Annotated in this window: 15 protein-coding genes; 1 reads left to right on the top strand and 14 read right to left on the bottom strand. The window is 45.5% G+C overall.

Annotated features, from left to right (window positions below; translation table 11 throughout):
- Nucleotides 1–37: 37 nt before the first annotated feature.
- From hisD to uvrB, 14 genes are all read right to left on the bottom strand, one after another.
- Complete coding sequence (hisD, locus tag BAA9072_RS07545; protein WP_201714079.1) at nucleotides 38–1312, bottom strand: histidinol dehydrogenase; 1275 nt, start codon at nucleotides 1310–1312, stop codon at nucleotides 38–40.
- A gap of 169 nt (nucleotides 1313–1481) precedes the next feature.
- The gene (gene hisG, locus BAA9072_RS07540) at nucleotides 1482–2105 is read right to left on the bottom strand and encodes an ATP phosphoribosyltransferase (protein WP_230980792.1); all 624 of its coding nucleotides are present in this window, start codon (nucleotides 2103–2105) and stop codon (nucleotides 1482–1484) included.
- Entirely contained in the window at nucleotides 2102–3289 is a 1188-nt protein-coding gene (locus BAA9072_RS07535; RefSeq protein WP_201714078.1) for an ATP phosphoribosyltransferase regulatory subunit, read from the bottom strand. Before BAA9072_RS07535 ends, hisG begins: the two co-directional genes overlap by 4 nt.
- A gap of 446 nt (nucleotides 3290–3735) precedes the next feature.
- Nucleotides 3736–4275 (bottom strand): acyltransferase, encoded by a 540-nt coding sequence (locus BAA9072_RS07530; protein ID WP_201714077.1) that lies wholly within the window; start codon nucleotides 4273–4275, stop codon nucleotides 3736–3738.
- Entirely contained in the window at nucleotides 4272–4922 is a 651-nt protein-coding gene (gene ppaX / locus BAA9072_RS07525; protein ID WP_201714076.1) for a pyrophosphatase PpaX, read from the bottom strand. The genes BAA9072_RS07530 and ppaX overlap by 4 nt, the downstream gene beginning before the upstream one ends.
- Nucleotides 4894–5859: a nucleoside recognition domain-containing protein gene (locus BAA9072_RS07520; RefSeq protein WP_201714075.1), complete on the bottom strand. Its 966-nt coding sequence runs from the start codon at nucleotides 5857–5859 to the stop codon at nucleotides 4894–4896. The genes ppaX and BAA9072_RS07520 overlap by 29 nt, the downstream gene beginning before the upstream one ends.
- A 19-nt stretch (nucleotides 5860–5878) precedes the next feature.
- Nucleotides 5879–6715: a prolipoprotein diacylglyceryl transferase gene (gene lgt, locus BAA9072_RS07515; RefSeq protein WP_201714074.1), complete on the bottom strand. Its 837-nt coding sequence runs from the start codon at nucleotides 6713–6715 to the stop codon at nucleotides 5879–5881.
- Nucleotides 6716–6782: 67 nt separating this feature from the next.
- Entirely contained in the window at nucleotides 6783–7718 is a 936-nt protein-coding gene (gene hprK, locus BAA9072_RS07510; RefSeq protein ID WP_079532270.1) for an HPr(Ser) kinase/phosphatase, read from the bottom strand.
- Nucleotides 7719–8148: 430 nt separating this feature from the next.
- Entirely contained in the window at nucleotides 8149–8505 is a 357-nt protein-coding gene (locus BAA9072_RS07505; protein ID WP_201714073.1) for a phage holin family protein, read from the bottom strand.
- Nucleotides 8505–8708, bottom strand: a complete 204-nt coding sequence (locus BAA9072_RS07500; RefSeq protein ID WP_201714072.1) for a PspC domain-containing protein — start codon at nucleotides 8706–8708, stop codon at nucleotides 8505–8507. The genes BAA9072_RS07505 and BAA9072_RS07500 overlap by 1 nt, the downstream gene beginning before the upstream one ends.
- Before the next feature lie 21 nt (nucleotides 8709–8729).
- Nucleotides 8730–9851, bottom strand: coding sequence for a DUF4097 family beta strand repeat-containing protein (locus BAA9072_RS07495; RefSeq protein ID WP_201714071.1), 1122 nt, complete (start codon nucleotides 9849–9851; stop codon nucleotides 8730–8732).
- Between the two features lie 22 nt (nucleotides 9852–9873).
- Nucleotides 9874–10188 (bottom strand): DUF4870 domain-containing protein, encoded by a 315-nt coding sequence (locus BAA9072_RS07490; RefSeq protein ID WP_201714070.1) that lies wholly within the window; start codon nucleotides 10186–10188, stop codon nucleotides 9874–9876.
- Between the two features lie 616 nt (nucleotides 10189–10804).
- Nucleotides 10805–13678: an excinuclease ABC subunit UvrA gene (gene uvrA, locus BAA9072_RS07485; RefSeq protein ID WP_201714069.1), complete on the bottom strand. Its 2874-nt coding sequence runs from the start codon at nucleotides 13676–13678 to the stop codon at nucleotides 10805–10807.
- 7 nt (nucleotides 13679–13685) lie between these two features.
- Complete coding sequence (gene uvrB, locus BAA9072_RS07480) at nucleotides 13686–15668, bottom strand: excinuclease ABC subunit UvrB (protein ID WP_201714068.1); 1983 nt, start codon at nucleotides 15666–15668, stop codon at nucleotides 13686–13688.
- A 593-nt stretch (nucleotides 15669–16261) separates the two neighbouring features.
- On the opposite strand from uvrB, the gene BAA9072_RS07475 reads away from it, so the two are divergent.
- On the top strand, nucleotides 16262–18283 hold the full coding sequence (locus BAA9072_RS07475; protein ID WP_201714067.1) for an N-acetylmuramoyl-L-alanine amidase: 2022 nt from the start codon (nucleotides 16262–16264) through the stop codon (nucleotides 18281–18283).
- The last annotated feature ends 155 nt before the right edge of the window (nucleotides 18284–18438 follow it).

Below are 18438 nucleotides of genomic sequence, written 5' to 3'. Positions count from 1 at the left end.
GGGACGGACCTCCCCTTTGGAGGTCCGTCCCTCTTCCCTATTTCTCTTTATCGAATCGAATTTCCACGGCCCTTGCATGGGCTTCAAGGCCCTCTAATCGTGCAAGCTTGGCGATTTTTTGATAGTTTTGCTCCAGTGCTGTTTCACTATAGGATATAACGCTTGTCTTTTTCATAAATTCATCTACATTCAAAGGACTTGAGAAACGGGCTGTGCCGTTCGTCGGAAGGACGTGATTCGGTCCTGCAAAGTAATCCCCGACAGGCTCGGAGCTGTAACGACCTAGAAAAATCGCACCCGCATGACGGATTTTCGCCATCGTTTCAAAGGGCTTCTCCGTCAGGATTTCTAAATGCTCTGCTGCAAGCTTATTAACTACCTCGATCCCTTCTTCCATATTCCCCGTCACATAGATTGCTCCATAATGGGTGATCGATTGACGGGCGATCTCTTCACGGGGAAGGGAGGTTAGTTGATGTTCAACCTGAGTGGACACTTCTTCAGCAAGCGTCGAGGAATTTGTCACCAGGACGGCAGACGCAAACACATCATGCTCTGCCTGTGAAAGAAGGTCAGCGGCGATTTCATCGGCACGCTGATGTTCGTCTGCAAGAATCACAATTTCACTCGGACCGGCGATCATATCAATATCCACGTCACCGAACACTTCCCGTTTTGCCAAGGCGACATATAAGTTCCCCGGTCCCGTTATTTTATCCACAGGCAAGATGGTTTCCGTTCCATACGCCAGTGCGGCTATGGCTTGGGCACCACCGATTTTGAAGATGTCCTCTACCCCGGCCACCTTCGCGGCCACAAGTACCCCTGGAGATAACTTCCCATCCTTACCAGGAGGTGAAACCATTGTAATTCTCTTTACTCCAGCCACTTTTGCCGGAAGTACATTCATCAATACGGACGATGGGTAAGCCGCTGTCCCACCCGGAACGTACACACCTACCGAATCAAGCGGCGTAAGCTTTTGACCGAGCATCGTTCCAGTTGTGTCTGTTGTGAACCAAGAGGACCTTTTTTGCTGTGCATGAAAGTCTCGAATATTAGCTGCCGCTTCCTCAATGATCGAGACCATCTCCGGATCAAGAGATGAGTAAGCCTCCTCTATCTCACTCTCAGAAACTTTAGAGTTCTCTAATCGGACACCATCGAATTTCTCCGTGTAGGCATGGACGGCTTTTTCTCCACCTTTCTGCACTGAAGAGATAATCTCTTGAACCGCTTTGCGCTGCTCCTCCGTGCCATTATCGACAGAACGCCTGATCGTCGCCCCGCTTATATCCCTAATAATCTTCACACAATTCACCAACCTTTATAGGGACGGACCTGAAATAAGGACCTGCCTCCCTTATGTAATCTCTATACAAGGGGACGGACCTCGATTTCCACCAATTATCCGCCCCAAAAACTCCATAAATGCTTGTAAACACTCATATGTGGACCTTTTTATTAAAGGTCCGTCCCTCCTACCCGATGATGCGTGTGAGGCGGGTGACGAGGTCTTCGATTTTTTCGTCTTTCATCCGGTAGCTGACGGGGTTGACGATGAGGCGTGAAGTGATGCCGACGATGGTTTCGTATTCTACCAGGCCGTTTTCTTTCAAGGTCCGGCCAGTAGAAACAATATCGACAATGCGGTCAGCAAGTCCGATTAAAGGCGCCAATTCGATGGAACCATTTAATTTAATGATTTCCACCTGCTCACCCTGTTCACGGAAATAGGATGAAGCGACATTCGGGTACTTGGTTGCTATCTTCGGAGCCACATCACTCATTTTCGTATTCGGAAGTCCAGCCACTGCCAAGTAGCATCCACTGATCCGTAAATCTAGCAGTTCATAGACGTCCCGCTCTTCTTCAAGCATGACATCCTTCCCGGCTATACCTAAATCAGCGACCCCATGCTCTACATATGTCGGGACATCCATCGGCTTAGCGAGGATGAAACGCAAGTCCTCCTCAGGGACTTCGATGATGAGCTTTCTCGAGTCATCGAACTCAGGCGGGAGGTTATAATCTGCCTTCCTCAATAGTTCCACAGCTTCTTCGAAGATCCTGCCTTTTGGCATGGCAATGGTTAACGCACTCATGATGTTTCACCGCCTTTTCGGTCCTGACCAATTACGAAGTGGACATGACTGAACCCCTTTGTAAACTCATCCACATCTCCTACGCCCTTCCAATTCTGCAGCACAACCCCGACCCCTTCATTTCTCAGGTCACGGGCCAGACTGATGGCCTCCTTCCTGCGCTCATCACTAAACAGTACACACTGTTGATGAGTCGGGAATAATGTAACCTGCATTGCTTCCAATACGTAGTCAAGACGCAGTCCGAAGCCCGTCGCCCCGGAATTTTTCCCGAACTTTTCGAGGAGCTTATTGTAGCGCCCGCCATTCCCGATGGCAAAACCGACATTTTCCCCGTACACTTCAAATAAAATGCCGGAATAATAGCTCATATGACTGACAAGGCTCAAGTCGAATTTCACATATTGTTCCACTTCATAATCTTTTAATATACTCCACAAGTCTTTCAGCTGCTCGATTGCCTGAAGTCCTTTTTCTCCTTCAATAAGGGTATGGGCTTCACCGAGTACAGCATCTGATCCGCGTAATTGCAGGAACTTGAAAAGACGCTCTTTATCAATGGAAGATAGGGCCAATTCATTGACATGCTGCCGGTAGCCGACATAGTTCTTCTCATATAAGTATCTTCTTAACGTGTCGGCACGTTCTTCCGTTCCGACGATTTGAGTGAACAACTCCTGAACAAATCCGATATGACCGATGGAAATCTTAAAATGTTCCAAGCCCGCTTCTTTTAATACCGATACCATCAGAGCGATAACTTCTCCATCAGCACTGACGGAATCGTCGCCTATGCATTCAATCCCTACCTGTTCAAATTCTGCTGGACGTCCACCTTCCCGCTGTTGGGCCCTGAATACGGAGTTTGAGTAAGCAAGTCTCAGGGGCGCTTCATCCTTTAATAATTTGGACGCAGCAATTCGCGCGATCGGAGCGGTCATATCGGGTCTTAATACAAGAGTATGTCCCTGTTGATCCAGCAGTTTGAATAGCTGCTGATCAAGGATCGCTGACGCTTCCCCGACGGTTTCATAATATTCAAGGCTTGGGGTTTCAATAAACCTGTAGCCCCACAATTTCATAGCTTGTTCCATTTTCTTCTTCGTTTTATCCTTGATTTCATATAAATCAGGGAATGTATCTCTCATTCCCAATGGTTTCTCGAACATAAACAAATTAGTCATAAGAACCACCTTTGGCATATTCATTCATCTATTTTCCCCCGAATGAGGGATTACTACTAATTCTCAATTATTCAGAAATCCTTTAGTTCGCTAATGTGCTAATAAAATAAAGTTATTAGTAGTGTAGCGTTTCTTTTTTTATTCGTCAACCTTTAGATTTATGGATTTTTTTGAAGCTAATCTTTATTAAAGTTAGTGCTCCAACACTGTTCAAATAGTATACTGCTTGATTGGAATGGGATGCTGCGGGGTCTCATCCAGGCCGTTTTTCCGCAGGAGTCTCACAAATCCCATTCCAATCTTTTTGAGGCAGCGATGAACAGTGCCCTTCCGTCGGCTATTTTCAATTACAACTAACACTGCTCCTTTAACACGCACATTCAAGTCCCTCAACATCCATACAAAAAAAGGCAAAGACAGAATCCACTCTATCATTGCCTTTTCCCTTATTCTTCTCTATTCAACCCATAGATGGCATCTTCCCGCCATCGTTCGGCCAATTCCTCTTTCGTATAGACGACTTTCATCGGGTTCCCCCCGACGAAGGCCCCGGCAGGCACATCTTTATGTACAAGAGTTCCCGCTGAGACGATGGCCCCGTCTCCGATTTTCACGCCGGGTAAAACCGTCGTGTTGGCACCGATCATCACTTCAGATCCAATCTCAACGTCACCTAATCGGTATTCCTTGATCAAGTATTCATGGGCTAGGATCGTCGTGTTATACCCGATGACCGTGTTTCGTCCTACGGAAATCTTCTCAGGAAACATCACATCAAGCATCACCATCAAGGCGAACGAAGTGTGTTCTCCGATGTTCATCCGTAAAAATGTCTTATACAGCCAATTCTTCATTCCTAAAAATGGTGTGTACCGGGCGAGCTGGATGACGATGAAATTTTTAACGACCTTCCCGAATGGAACGGTTTTATACACATGCCAGAGGGAATTTGCTCCTTCAACAGGATAACGGGTCGTACGTCTCATGCAGTCGGAGCTCCCACAATTGCTAACAAATCTTTCATGGTATCAAGCATGAAATCCGGTTCGTAATGGGCTAGATGCTCTCTTCCCTTTGCACTCCATGCGACTCCCGCCGACAGAACGCCTGCATTTTTTCCAGCTAAAATATCGTGATGATTGTCTCCAATCATGATGGATTCATCCGGTGAAGATCCCAATGCCACCAAAGCTTTTTCGATTGGTTCGGGATGAGGCTTCGCGTTTTCCACCTCATCAAGTGTGATGATAACATCAAAGAACTGACGAAGATTCATCAGGTCCAATCCTTTCAACACTACATCACGGACCTTCGTTGAGACGATGGCTAATTTGTATCCATTTTCGTAAAGCGTCTTCACGGTTTCATAGACGCCCTCAAATTCTGTCACAAGGGAATCATGATGTTCATGATTGTGTTTACGGTAGTGAGCACACATCTCTTCCATTTTTTCAGGGTTCAAACCACTGAACGACTCTTCAAGGGGCGGACCCATAAATGGATGAACATCTTTTTCTTCATATTGCCCTGGATAATAGTGATTCAATGTATGCAAGAAGGATGAAATGATCAGATCATTCGTATTAATCAGCGTTCCATCCAAATCAAATAGAATTGTTGTAATCCTGCTCATAATGCAGCTCCTTTTCTTTCTTAGCATCGACTTTGTTCCAGAAATATGCCACTGCCATAGTCAACAGTATGGCCGTCACCAGTCTGATCAAGAGCAATGGCAGCACAGGTATACCCAACGGGAGGAAGATTAAGGTATCCTCCACCACGGCATGGCATGCTACTAAAAAGATGAAGGCAATCGTGACATCTTTCTTGCTGACACCGTCCTCCTTGACCGCCTGGATCATTACTCCCGCCCCGTAGGCAAGACCGATGACGAGTCCTGCCACCATCGTCGTCGAGGTATTCTCATTCATACCAAGAGCACGTGTAGCAGGGGACATCCAGCGCGAGAACAAGTCCATCCATTTTAAGTCTTTCATTACCTGGATAATCATCATCAGGGGAATGACGATGAGAGCCAATTGGAGGACACCGAATCCTGCCTTTTCAAGCCCCATCAAGATGATTTCTCCCCAACCACTCGGTTCCGCCTGCTGAGGGGGCATCATTCCATACTGTGCAATATCCGAACCGCCGTTCCATACGAGATTGATGACCACGGCAGATAATAGAGCGAGTCCTATCCTGACAGCTACAATCAGCCAGATCTTCACACCAACTTTTGAAGCGACCGTCGATTCAATGAACAGATTATGGGAGAAAGAAAGCATCACTGCGATAATGAATACTTCCTTCACCGTTAAATCAAGTGACAGGATCCCTCCGATTCCCGCATAAAGATTAAGGAAATTCCCAAGGACAAGGGGAATCGCTGCATCCCCTGAAAGACCGAGCAGCCTCATGAACGGCGAAATCTTCTCCATGATCCACGGTAGGACCGGGGTGTATTGCAGCAAAAAGACAATCAGCGTAATGGGAAAAATGACTTTCCCCAACGACCACGTCGTTTTCAAACCTGTGACTCCGCCATTTCTCAAAGATGACATCCACATACTCCTTACTCCCTTTCTGTTAAGCGTTCACAGTATCCGTTTTCTCATCATACGCCTTTTGAGCAAGACCCGCTTTTCTTCTGTAAAAGAACACAGCGATCGCGGCGATGATCAGGACGATGGATATTACTTGGGCGAATCGTAAAGATCCGAGCATCAGACTATCCGTACGAAGACCTTCTACAAAAAAACGACCAATTGAATACCAGACCACATACGCAAGGAACAATTCTCCTCTGCGCAGCCAGCCGGCTTTTCTTCTCAGCACAAGCAGCAGTATCAGTCCCGCAAAGCTCCAGAGAGATTCATATAGGAAGGTAGGATGATAATAGGCACCATCAATGTACATTTGATTAATGATGAAATCAGGCAACATCAAGTTCTCAAGAAATGTACGGGAGACCTCTCCACCATGGGCTTCCTGATTTACAAAGTTTCCCCAGCGTCCGATTGCCTGACCCAGAATGATACTGGGCGCAGCAATATCCGTCAGCTTCCAGAAGGACAGACCCTTCACTTTGGCGAACACAACGGTCGTCAGGACCGATCCAATCAAAGCACCATGGATGGCAATCCCGCCATTCCATACTTTGATGATGTCCCCGGGGTGATCAGCATAGTAATTGTCCCATTCAAAGATAACGTAATAAGCCCTGGCACAAATAATGGCGATGGGAATCGCCCATACGAGCAAATCGATGAATGTATCGGGATGAAGTCCTAAACGCTTGCTCTCACGAATAACTAAATAAAGCCCCAAAGCAATTCCAAGTCCGATGATGACACCATACCAGTGCACCTGGATCGGACCGAGTGAAATGGCTATAGGGTCAATTGGCGTAATATTCTCGTTCATTTTGTCTCTCCTTTTTCGTCAAGGTACCAAATAAAGGTTCAGTCGATCTATGCTATTTATGTAAAGCTTAAATGTCCTCATTCTCCCCGTCTTCAATCACATCCGCCAAACGGTTCGTGAATTGCTCGGCGGCATTTACGCCCATGCGCTTCAGTCGGAAATTCATGGCGGCTACTTCGATGATGACAGCAAGATTTCGTCCCGGCCGTACCGGTACTGTATATTTCGTAATATCCGTATCAATGATTCTCATTTTCTCCTCTTCAAGTCCGAGGCGGTCGTACTGTTTCGTTTTATCCCACAATTCAAGATTGATACATAAAGTGATGCGCTTGTAACTTCGCACAGCACCGGCACCAAACAAGGTCATCACATTAATGATCCCCAACCCGCGGATTTCCAGGAGATGCTCAATTAACTCAGGTGAGCTTCCAATCAACGTATCCATATCTTCCTGGCGGATTTCCACACAATCATCAGCCACAAGACGGTGCCCTCTTTTCACAAGCTCAAGGGCGGTTTCACTTTTCCCCACTCCGCTTTTTCCCGTAATCAGTACACCAACACCATAGATATCCACCAACACCCCGTGGATCGCCGTTGTAGGAGCTAACTTGCTTTCCAAATAATTGGTCAGTCTGGAAGAAAATCGTGTTGTTTTCATGGATGAACGCATGACAGGAACGTCATATCGATTCGCGGCTTCCACAAGCTCATCCGGTATCTCCAGGTCTCTGGAAATAATGATTCCAGGAGTAATATCAGTACAGAGTGCTTCCATTCTGCGCTTGCGTTCTGCTTCATCCAGCAACTCAAGAAAAGATAACTCGGTTTTCCCTAATAACTGAATGCGTTCCGCAGGATAGTAGTTGAAATAGCCGGCCATTTCCAAACCCGGGCGGGAAATATCACTCGTGGTAATCGGTCTATGTAAACCTTCTTCTCCGCCGACAAGGTCCAACTTAAACTTCTCGACGATATCTTTCGTGCGAACTTTTGCCACTGTAGCTCCTCCTTCACGTTACACTCGCTTCATATTTATAAGCGTACTCTAACCTATTTTAGCAATAATGGAGAAAAGCGCAAGGCAGCTTACTCATCCACAAAGACTGGTTTGATGTTGGGATAGGAAATCATCTTTTCGAAGGATGCTTTATAACATAATACCTGCCAAGATTCTGTCAACCAATATGTACACCTTCAAAAAAAGAGTGTACGAAAACACCAAAAAAGGCTAGCCAGCTACGCTTCTAAAAATGCTTTGATAATCGACATAATCTCTTTGTGGGTGGATATGGAATCAAGGACTTGAAAGTCATGTTCAAGGCTGTGGTTGACCCCTTTTATGAGGGATACCCCCGAAATAGATACCCCCTTTTTTTAACCACACAAAAAACTCCGGCTCGTGAAAGCCGGAGTCCTTTTAATTACTTTTATTTCTCTTTCATCGGCTCGAGCACCGCTTTTTGGATCACCAAATTGGCAAGTGACAAAATAATAGATGCCAGAAAAGCCATACCAAATCCTGACAGCTCAAAACTGCTTCCCATCAGACCGTCCGTCAATAATAGCGTAATCGCATTGATGACGAATAGAAACAGTCCCAGTGATAAAATCGTGACCGGCAAAGTCAGGATGATCAAAATGGGTTTCACGAGCACATTCAGAATCGACAGGATAAAGCTCGCACCGATGGCCGCTGTGATCCCCGACACTTCAAACCCGTCGAAAAAGCCGGCTAATGCAATAAAGATTACGGCATTGATTAAAATTCCAATAATCCATCTCATTATCTGATGGCTTCCTCCTCATGTGGCAGCACGAATGCCAGTAAACCGTATATGACGACTAGAGGAAAGAATCCCGTCGGAATGAGCAGGATGATGAAGATCACCCTCAGGATTGTAGCATCGATCCCCATATAACGGGCCAATCCTCCAATCACTCCAGCCAGCTTTCTGTTTGACCTTGATCGTGCTAATTGTTTTTTCATTGTTATTCCTTCTTTCTCATCTTATGCGTTGTCCTTATTAACATTCTTCTGTTCATACTTTTTTATGAGGACAGATCCCGCTTTTGTTTCCGCAAAAAGATGGAGCTTATCTCCCGAGTCCGTTTTGCGACTGAAACGGATCGATTTCTGCACCACTTCATTTTTTTCCTCTAATACATCAATACCCTGCAGCTCCACCTTGAAACTACCGAAGTTCGATTTTGCCTCCCCGGAAATATTGATGTTTTCAGGAACAAATAAATCGATGTTGCCCGTTACCGTTTTAGCATGAAGGGTATCGGACTTCTCCCCGGTCAAAGAACAAATAATGTTTCCATTTAGAGATTGAACATCTGAATAAGCGATATCCCCCTCCACATGGACCTTACCGTTTATCGATTCCGCTTCCACATGGTCCGCTTTGGCGTTTAATATGGAAATGGCACCATTGGACGTTTCGACTTCCGCTTTCTTCGAGGTCAGACGGTCAATATGGATCTTCCCGTTTGCTGCTTTCGCACGAAGATCCTGTACGTCTAAATCTTCGGCTTTTAATCCCCCATTGAATAGACGCACAGATATCCTTTTATACTGGTGCTTTGGAATGTAAAGCTTAGAGTCTACCTTCATCCACTTTAATTGCGTCGAATAATAGAGTGTATCCCCGTCGACTGCGAAGGATGTATTCTCCATGAACTGTTTTCTCGCTTCTTCGTGGTTTTCCGTACGATAAACCTTTGCCTCGCATTCCACACGGACTTCCTCACCGTCCCATGGTATAAGCTCCACTTTTCCATTGGCTACATCGATATCAATTTTCTCAAAATTCGTATTTGGCTGTTGGTAAACATGAGACAATTCCACCGATTGATTCCATTGAAAGTCAAAGTCGAAATTCTTGATTTTGTTAAACGCAGAATTCATGAAGTCAAGAAGCTTATCCTTCGGGTTTCCCGTATGGTGCTCCTTCTCATCCTTTTTATCATCTTGAAAAATGGATACAAAATCATCCAGGAAATCCTTCTCTTTTGCCTGTGATGAATTCGGCTTTTTATCAAGTGCTTCCAGCAATGCCACTGCTTCCTGTGCAGAAATCGTCCCATTTTCCAACATATCCAAAATGCGTTTGCGTTCTTCATTCATACTCTTTCATCCCCTTTATTGATTATAAAAGTACTTTGATGCCCTTATACACATTCCAAATGACCACACCAACACTAAGTAATATAGCTAAACCAATCATGATGACTGTAAATATCGGTAATCCTGCTCCACTGGCGAAAACCCCCATATCCAAAAACAAGCCTGCAATCAAAAGGGGAACAGCAATGACCGGTAATAAGTGAGATAAAAAGGCTGCTTTTGCGTCCTTTTTCACATGTGGATGATCTGATACAAAATATACGATTAAAGGAAAAAGGAAGCCAGCAAAAAATATACTAAAATAGCATAGAGCTGATAATACCTTATTGGTCTCCATCTTCATCATCTCCTCTACTATTATTTACGATACGTTGGGCAAAAAGTTTCAATACATTTGTTATAATCATATTTTCTCATATGAGAAGCGTGCTTAGACTCCATCTGGAGGCTGAGTTTGGGTAGGTATGGAGAGGTGTTTTGTATATTTTAGATGATACAATCTTAAATACTCTTAATGAAGTGAGTGGTAGTTGATTTCCGCTGCAGGTGCTCGCTTTCCGTGGGGCGTGAGTTGAGCATCCTCGGGCTTTGCCCTGCGGGGTCTCAACTTGTCTAGCTCCGGCGGCTAGCCCCTCGAGGTCATAAGCTAAATGGACCAAGAAGGCAAAGAACGCCTTCTTAGCCCATTCATCTTATGCTTGTCGGGACTGAACGAGCCGCCTCCGCTTTTCTGCATTACCCGCTATTCCCGAGGGAGTCGAGCACCTTCCGCTTCAATCAATTTTCCAAGCTTGTTCTTTGAACCTGAAACTCAGTCATAAACCATCCTTAAACAAGAGTGGTCTTAACACTCTCCCCTCCTTGCTAAAATAGAGATGAAGTTAAAACTCACTGCCTTATTCGTTTTTCGAAAAAAGAGAGATGCTCAATGCATCTCTCTTTTTGCTTTTTGATTAATTTGTGACTTCTTCTTTTTCACGGATTTTCTTTTTCATACGTTCACGGTCCCGTTCGAGTACAGGTTTTAGGTATTTACCTGTGTAGGAACCTTGTACTTCGGCCACTTTTTCAGGAGTACCGCTTGCGATGATCTTGCCGCCTTTGTCTCCACCCTCCGGACCAAGGTCCACAAGATAGTCGGCTGCCTTGATGACATCAAGATTGTGTTCGATGACAAGGACTGTGTCCCCGTTTTCAACCAGACGTTGAAGGACGACGAGGAGTCGTGCGATGTCATCGACGTGAAGTCCTGTCGTTGGCTCATCCAGAATATAGAGAGAACGGCCCGTCGAACGGCGGTGCAACTCTGATGCGAGCTTTACACGCTGGGCTTCTCCACCTGATAAGGTGGTGGCAGGCTGCCCTAACGTAATGTACCCAAGGCCCACATCATAGATGGTCTGCAGTTTCCGATTGATCTTAGGGATATTTTCAAAGAATTTCACTGCGTCTTCGACTGTCATCTCCAAGACGTCTGAAATATTTTTATCTTTGTACTTAACTTCAAGGGTTTCACGATTGTATCGTTTCCCGTGACATACTTCACATGGAACGTATACATCCGGCAGGAAGTGCATTTCTATCTTTATGATTCCATCCCCTCGACATGCTTCACAGCGACCGCCTTTTACGTTGAAGCTGAAACGACCTTTTTTATAGCCGCGGACTTTCGCTTCATTGGTCGTTGCAAACACATCACGGATATCATCGAACACCCCGGTGTATGTAGCCGGATTAGATCTAGGCGTACGGCCGATCGGTGATTGATCAATATCAATGACTTTATCCAGATGTTCAATCCCCTTCACTTCTTTATGCTCTCCAGGCTTCGACTTCGCATTATGAAGCTTTTGAGCCAGTGACTTGTGGAGGATTTCATTAATGAGCGTACTTTTTCCTGATCCCGATACGCCGGTCACAGCTGTAAAGATCCCCAAAGGAAGCTTGACCTTGACGTTGTTCAGATTATTTTCCTTTGCTCCCACAATCTCCAGATACCGGCCGTCAGGTTTGCGTCTTTCCTGCGGAAGAGGGATGAATTTCTTCCCTGACAGATATTGACCGGTCAATGAGTTCGAATCATCCATCACCTCTTGGGGCGTACCTGCTGAAACGACCTCGCCACCGTGGACCCCCGCTCCTGGACCAATATCAATCAGATAGTCTGCCGCCATCATTGTATCTTCATCATGCTCCACGACGATCAACGTATTTCCAATTTCCCTCATATTCTTTAACGTATCAATAAGGCGGTCATTATCCCGTTGGTGCAACCCGATGGACGGTTCATCAAGAATATAGAGAACACCTGTCAGACGGGAACCGATTTGAGTGGCCAGACGTATCCGTTGTGCCTCCCCACCTGAAAGGGTTCCTGCTGCACGGCTAAGGGTCAAATATTCAAGTCCTACATTGACAAGGAAGCCCAGTCGTTCACGGATTTCCCTCAGAATAAGATTGGCAATCTTCATATCTTTTTCAGACAGTTGGAGTCTGTGGAAGAACTGATCCGCTTCTTCAATCGAAAAAGCCGTTACTTCCCCAATATGAAGGGAATCCACTTTCACTGCGAGGCTCTCCTCTTTTAAACGATGGCCGTCACATGTTGGGCAGTCCTGCTGAGCCATGTACTTTTCCATCTGTTCCCGGATATAATCCGAGCTCGTTTCACGGTAGCGACGCTCCACATTCGGGATGACCCCTTCGAAACGAAGATAGTTTTCCCGGACCTGGCCGAAATCGTTTTCGTACCGGAAGTATATTTCGTCTTTCCCCGAGCCATAAAGAACCTTATCCATTTGATGTTTTGGAAGATCCTTCACGGGAATATCCATGGGAATTTCATAATGGTCACAGACGGCCTTCAGAAGAGAGGGATAATATTGAGAGCTTGTCGGTTCCCAAGGGGCAATCGCATGCTCATTGAGGGTCCTGTCCCAGTTAGGGATCACCAGTTCCTTATCCACCTCAAGTTTTGTCCCGAGACCATCACAACTTACACATGCACCATACGGACTATTGAAGGAAAACATCCGCGGCTCCAGCTCAGTGATGGAAAACCCGCAGTACGGACATGCATGATGTTCACTGAAAAGAAGTTCGTCTTCTCCGATGACATCGATGATCACCTGTCCATCCGCCAGTCTAAGCGCCGTTTCCAGTGAATCCGAGAGACGCGCTGCCACCCCTTCTTTCACAACGATCCGGTCGATGATCACTTCAATGGAGTGCTTCTTATTCTTTTCTAATGAAATCTCTTCACCAAGGTCCTGCACTTCCCCGTTAATACGAACCCTAACAAACCCCTGCTTCTTGATATCTTCAAGGGTCTTCACATGAGTTCCTTTACGTCCTGACACGACCGGTGCCAGTACTTGAAGCTTCGTTCTTTCCGGATACTCAAGAATCCGGTCCACCATCTGTTCGATCGTTTGGGAAGTAATTTCAATCCCATGATTCGGGCAGATCGGTTTTCCGACCCTGGCAAATAATAGTCGGAGGTAATCGTAAATTTCCGTTACCGTACCAACAGTTGAACGGGGATTGCGGCTCGTTGTCTTTTGATCGATGGAAATGGCAGGGGATAATCCTTCAATGGCATCCACATCAGGTTTATCCATCTGACCCAGAAATTGTCGGGCATAGGCAGAAAGGGATTCGACATAGCGTCTCTGCCCCTCTGCATAGATGGTATCGAAGGCTAGGGATGATTTCCCCGACCCTGAAAGCCCCGTTAAAACAACCAGCTTATCCCGGGGGATTTTAATATCTATATTTTTTAAATTATGAGCTCTAGCTCCTTGTACGATTATTTGATCCTGCGCCATAATTCGTTCATCCTTCCGCCTTCAGCTCAAGAATGGTATCACGAAGCTGTGCGGCACGCTCGAAGTCAAGTGCCTTGGCTGCTTCCTTCATTTCCACTTCCAGGCTAGCAATAAGTTTTTGTCGCTCCGGTTTAGACAGCTTCGAAACGTTTGTCTGCTCTCCCTCATAAACCCCTGCTTCTTCAGCGGCATGTGTCGCCCTGATGACATCCCGGATCTCTTTTTGTATTGTCGTCGGGGTCACACCGTGTTTTTCGTTGTATTCCTGTTGTATCGTACGACGACGCTCGGTTTCATCGAGTGCTTTTTGCATAGAGTCTGTAATTTTATCTGCGTACATAATGACTCTTCCGTTACTGTTACGTGCGGCACGGCCGATCGTTTGGATCAGGGAACGTTCTGAACGTAAGAAACCTTCTTTGTCTGCATCCAATATGGTGACAAGTGACACTTCGGGAATATCCAGTCCTTCGCGCAGTAAGTTGATACCGACTAACACGTCATATTTTCCCAAACGCAGATCCCGGATAATTTCGATACGCTCCAACGTCTTAATCTCTGAGTGGAGGTATTGGACTTTGATGCCTATTTCTTTCAGATAAGCAGAAAGATCCTCTGACATTTTCTTCGTTAATGTGGTAACAAGAACCCTCTCGTTCTTTTCAATCCGTTCATTGATTTCACCCAGAAGGTCATCGATTTGTCCCTCGATGGGACGTACCTCGATGATTGGATCCAGCAGTCCGGTCGGTCGGATGATCTGCTCGACCATTTCAGGAGTATGCTCCAACTCGTATGGTCCTGGAGTTGCAGAAACATAGAGAAGCTGCTGTGTTTTCTTCTCGAATTCTTCGAAGCGAAGAGGGCGATTGTCCATGGCCGAAGGCAGACGGAACCCATGGTCGACAAGGACTTTCTTACGGGCCTGATCCCCGTTGAACATCCCCCGGATCTGGGGCAATGTCACATGGGACTCGTCAATCACGATCAGAAAGTCATCCGGAAAATAATCCAGAAGCGTATAGGGAGTCGATCCCGATGGCCGTAATGTCAGATGACGGGAATAGTTCTCGATCCCTGAGCAGAAGCCCATCTCCCTCATCATTTCCAGGTCATAGCGTGTCCGTTGCTCCAGACGCTGGGCTTCGAGAAGCTTGTTCTCTTCCTTCATGATCGCCAGCTGTTCTTCCAGTTCCTTCTCAATATTCTTGATGGCAACCTGTAATTTTTCCTCACGGGTTACGAAGTGGGATGCAGGGAAGATGGCGATATGTTCACGGTCCCCCATGATTTCGCCAGTCAATGCATCCACTTCACGTATCCGGTCGATTTCGTCTCCAAAAAATTCTACACGCATACAGTGTTCATCCCGGGAAGCAGGGAAAATTTCCACAACATCTCCACGTACACGGAAGGTTCCGCGTTGGAAGTCGATGTCATTTCGCTCGTATTGGATATCCACAAGCTTCCGAAGCAATTGATTCCGTTCAATCTCCATCCCGGTTCTGAGGGAAAGAACGAGCTCTCGATACTCTTCCGGATTACCTAAACCATAAATACAAGAGACGCTGGCAATGATGATGACATCCTTCCGTTCAAACAGGGAAGATGTCGCAGAGTGTCTCAATTTATCGATTTCATCATTAATGCTGGCATCCTTTTCAATGAAAGTATCGGTTTGTGGAACATATGCTTCCGGCTGATAGTAATCATAGTAACTTACAAAATATTCAACGGCGTTATCAGGGAAAAACTCCTTAAACTCGCTATAAAGCTGACCCGCCAATGTTTTATTATGGGCAATGATGAGGGTCGGTTTTTCAACCTGCTTGATTACATTGGAAACAGTGAAGGTCTTCCCTGTCCCTGTTGCCCCAAGTAAGGTTTGATGACGCTTCCCTTCATTTAAACCCTGTACCAGTTTCTCAATGGCCAGGGGCTGATCCCCCTCTGGTTTATATTTAGATTTGAGCTCAAATTGATCTTTCACCGTGAAACCTCCTATTATAAAGGACTGCTACCTTGTATTTACCTACTTATACCCATCTTAAACACTGCACATTCTTCTATACACATTCTACCACATTTCCTTCTCAATTAACCAACAATAAGCGAACAAAAGTTCGTTTTTCTTCCCTGAGGGACGGACCTACCCTTCATTTCTCTCCACATTGTGGATAAGTTTACTATCTATTAGGAATCAGGGAAGAATGGTCGTTTTTCGACAATGGAAAAGTGGATAAACAACTTTATCGACAGAATTCGAGCATTTCTATACACAGTCTGTGTATAACCCTGTGCATAAGTCGATAATCATTGTGGAAAATCACTAAACTTATGCACATTTCGCCAATTTTTTTGTGAACAAACCGTATGTACCCGGTTTCAAACTGTGAATAACCATTAGAATTCGTATGTTATTCACATAATTCACTCTTTATCCACAATTCAATCATTTCCCCTCTACTCTTCACCGTAAATATTCATCTAGGCATATACTCAATAATTGATTGACTATTCAGTCTATTATTCTATAAGCTTTTTACTATATTCTACTAAAATACATAGTAACAGGAGGAATGTATGAAAAAATCAAAATGGTTGAAAGTTGCAGGTAGCCTTAGTTTAACAGGGTTCCTATTAGGTTCTGCCACATCCCCGGTGTCTCCTTCAAGTTCTTCATATGGCATTGTCCGGGCCGCAATGGTGGATCCCCTCGCATTACAGGAATCGTTTCAAGAGGCCGCAAATGAATTTAACGTACCCGTGGAAATCCTTCTTTCAGTCGGTTATAACATGTCCTTATTGGAGCACCATGACGGTAAGCCAAGTGCTTCCGGTGGATACGGACTTATGCATCTGACCGATGTCAACGTTGATACGATGGAAAGCCCACAAAGCCCGGATGAACCTCTTCACATGTTCCTATCAGGAAAGGAAGATCGTCTGCAACCCATGAAGGAGGGGATGACAGCTGAACGAGTATCAGAGCTATCCCTCACAGATCCGAACCTTCATACTTTAAATGCTGCAGCGGAATTAATTTCCCTCCCACCAGAGGACCTGAAAAAAGATAAAAATCAGAACATCCGGGGAGCTGCAGCACTTCTCGAAAAATATGCGAAACAAACGGTGGGACAAACTCCATCGAACCTCAAAGATTGGTATGGCGCCGTCGCGAAATACAGTGGTTCTTCAGACGAGACAGGAGCCAGGGATTTTGCTGATCGAGTGTACGAAACAATTAACAATGGGGTTAAGAAACAAACCGAAGACGGCTATTCCATCGATCTGGCTCCAAAACCAATCAATCCCAATAAAGAAACCATCAACCCACTGCAATTAAAAACAGACAACGGAGAAATCCAAGCCGATTGTCCGAAACGGCTCGCCTGCCATTTCGTACCAGCAGCCTACAAAAAAATCGATCATGATGGAACCGTTTATGAGTGGTCCTACGGTAACTACGATAAAGCTAACCGGCCACATGATAACCAGGAGATCAAGTATATCGTCCTCCACGACACGGAAATCAGCTATGATTTAACGAAAACGGTCTTTCAGCGGGAAACGACCCAGGCTTCCGCCCACTATGTCATTCGTTCTTCAGATGGGGATATCACTCAAATGATTGATAACAAAGATGTTGCCTGGCATGCCGGTAACTGGTATTTCAATTCAAAGAGCATCGGGATCGAGCATGAAGGAATCGCCATTGAAGGGGCCGCCTGGTATAACGAACAGTTGTATCATGCTTCTGCACGATTGGTAAAGCACCTTTCGGGGGAGTACAATATCCCCCTGGACCGGGATCACATCATCGCCCATGATGAAGTACCGGGAACATCCGCGGCAAGACAGCCCTCCATGCACTGGGATCCAGGCCCATTCTGGGATTGGGCACATTATATGAAGATTTTGGGTGCACCACTCGAGTCAGGCAGGAAACAAAAAGATCTCGTTCAAATCAGTCCAAATTTCAATACGAACATGCCGATTGTTCAGACGCCAACAGGGGAACCTGTACCAAAACAATCAACAAACTTTGTTTATTTGTATACGGATCCCAGCTTCGATGCACCCCTTATCAAGGATGCGGCACTTCCGAATGCCCACCCTTTAGATGCATCAAATTGGGGAAATAAAGCTGTAACCGGGCAGACCTTTTATAAAGCAGAAGATGAGGGAGACTGGACAGCGATTTGGTATGGAGCACAAAAAGCGTGGTTCTATAACCCGAAAGGGAAGAATACTACAAAGGGGTCAGGGATCGTCATCACACCGAAAGAAGGAAAAACAGACATTCCTGTGTATGGAGTGGCTTATCCCGAAGCAGAAGCATTTCCAGAAGGCATTCCAGTAAGGGGTATGGATGAACTTCAATATTCCATTACTCCTGGACAAAAATATGTCGCCACGGAGAAAGTGAAAGGAAGCTATTATAGTGCCCCTGTTTATACGTACAATCCCGAAACGACTCATAAGATTGTATGGGGAGATGACGAATATTATCTTATTCATCTGAATCACCGTCTTGCCTTTGTGAATGCAGATGATGTGGATGTTGTGGATGAACCAGGAAGTAAACATCACCATAGAAAATAATAAAGAAGGCCCTCCCCTTTTTAAAAAGGGGGTATCGACCCCCAAAAGTTAGAGTAGACAACTAACTTTTGGGGGTGTTTTTATGGCTAAATATAGTGAGGAATTTAAACTAAAACTTGTCACCGAGTATCTGGATGGCCATCTTGGATATAAAT

This window comes from Rossellomorea arthrocnemi (genome assembly GCF_904424705.1).
Lineage (GTDB): Bacteria > Bacillota > Bacilli > Bacillales > Bacillaceae_B > Rossellomorea > Rossellomorea arthrocnemi.
Note: the sequence above shows the minus strand (reverse complement) of the source record. Positions and strands in the feature narration are given on the sequence as shown.

Coding starts and splice junctions, on each gene's coding strand:
- hisG (WP_230980792.1), bottom strand. CDS start 2,105: ATGAGTGCGTTAACCATTGCCATGCCAAAAGGCAGGATCTTCGAAGAA.
- BAA9072_RS07535 (WP_201714078.1), bottom strand. CDS start 3,289: ATGACTAATTTGTTTATGTTCGAGAAACCATTGGGAATGAGAGATACA.
- BAA9072_RS07530 (WP_201714077.1), bottom strand. CDS start 4,275: ATGAGACGTACGACCCGTTATCCTGTTGAAGGAGCAAATTCCCTCTGG.
- ppaX (WP_201714076.1), bottom strand. CDS start 4,922: ATGAGCAGGATTACAACAATTCTATTTGATTTGGATGGAACGCTGATT.
- BAA9072_RS07520 (WP_201714075.1), bottom strand. CDS start 5,859: ATGTGGATGTCATCTTTGAGAAATGGCGGAGTCACAGGTTTGAAAACG.
- lgt (WP_201714074.1), bottom strand. CDS start 6,715: ATGAACGAGAATATTACGCCAATTGACCCTATAGCCATTTCACTCGGT.
- BAA9072_RS07505 (WP_201714073.1), bottom strand. CDS start 8,505: ATGAGATGGATTATTGGAATTTTAATCAATGCCGTAATCTTTATTGCA.
- BAA9072_RS07500 (WP_201714072.1), bottom strand. CDS start 8,708: ATGAAAAAACAATTAGCACGATCAAGGTCAAACAGAAAGCTGGCTGGA.
- BAA9072_RS07495 (WP_201714071.1), bottom strand. CDS start 9,851: ATGAATGAAGAACGCAAACGCATTTTGGATATGTTGGAAAATGGGACG.
- BAA9072_RS07490 (WP_201714070.1), bottom strand. CDS start 10,188: ATGGAGACCAATAAGGTATTATCAGCTCTATGCTATTTTAGTATATTT.
- uvrA (WP_201714069.1), bottom strand. CDS start 13,678: ATGGCGCAGGATCAAATAATCGTACAAGGAGCTAGAGCTCATAATTTA.
- BAA9072_RS07475 (WP_201714067.1), top strand. CDS start 16,262: ATGAAAAAATCAAAATGGTTGAAAGTTGCAGGTAGCCTTAGTTTAACA.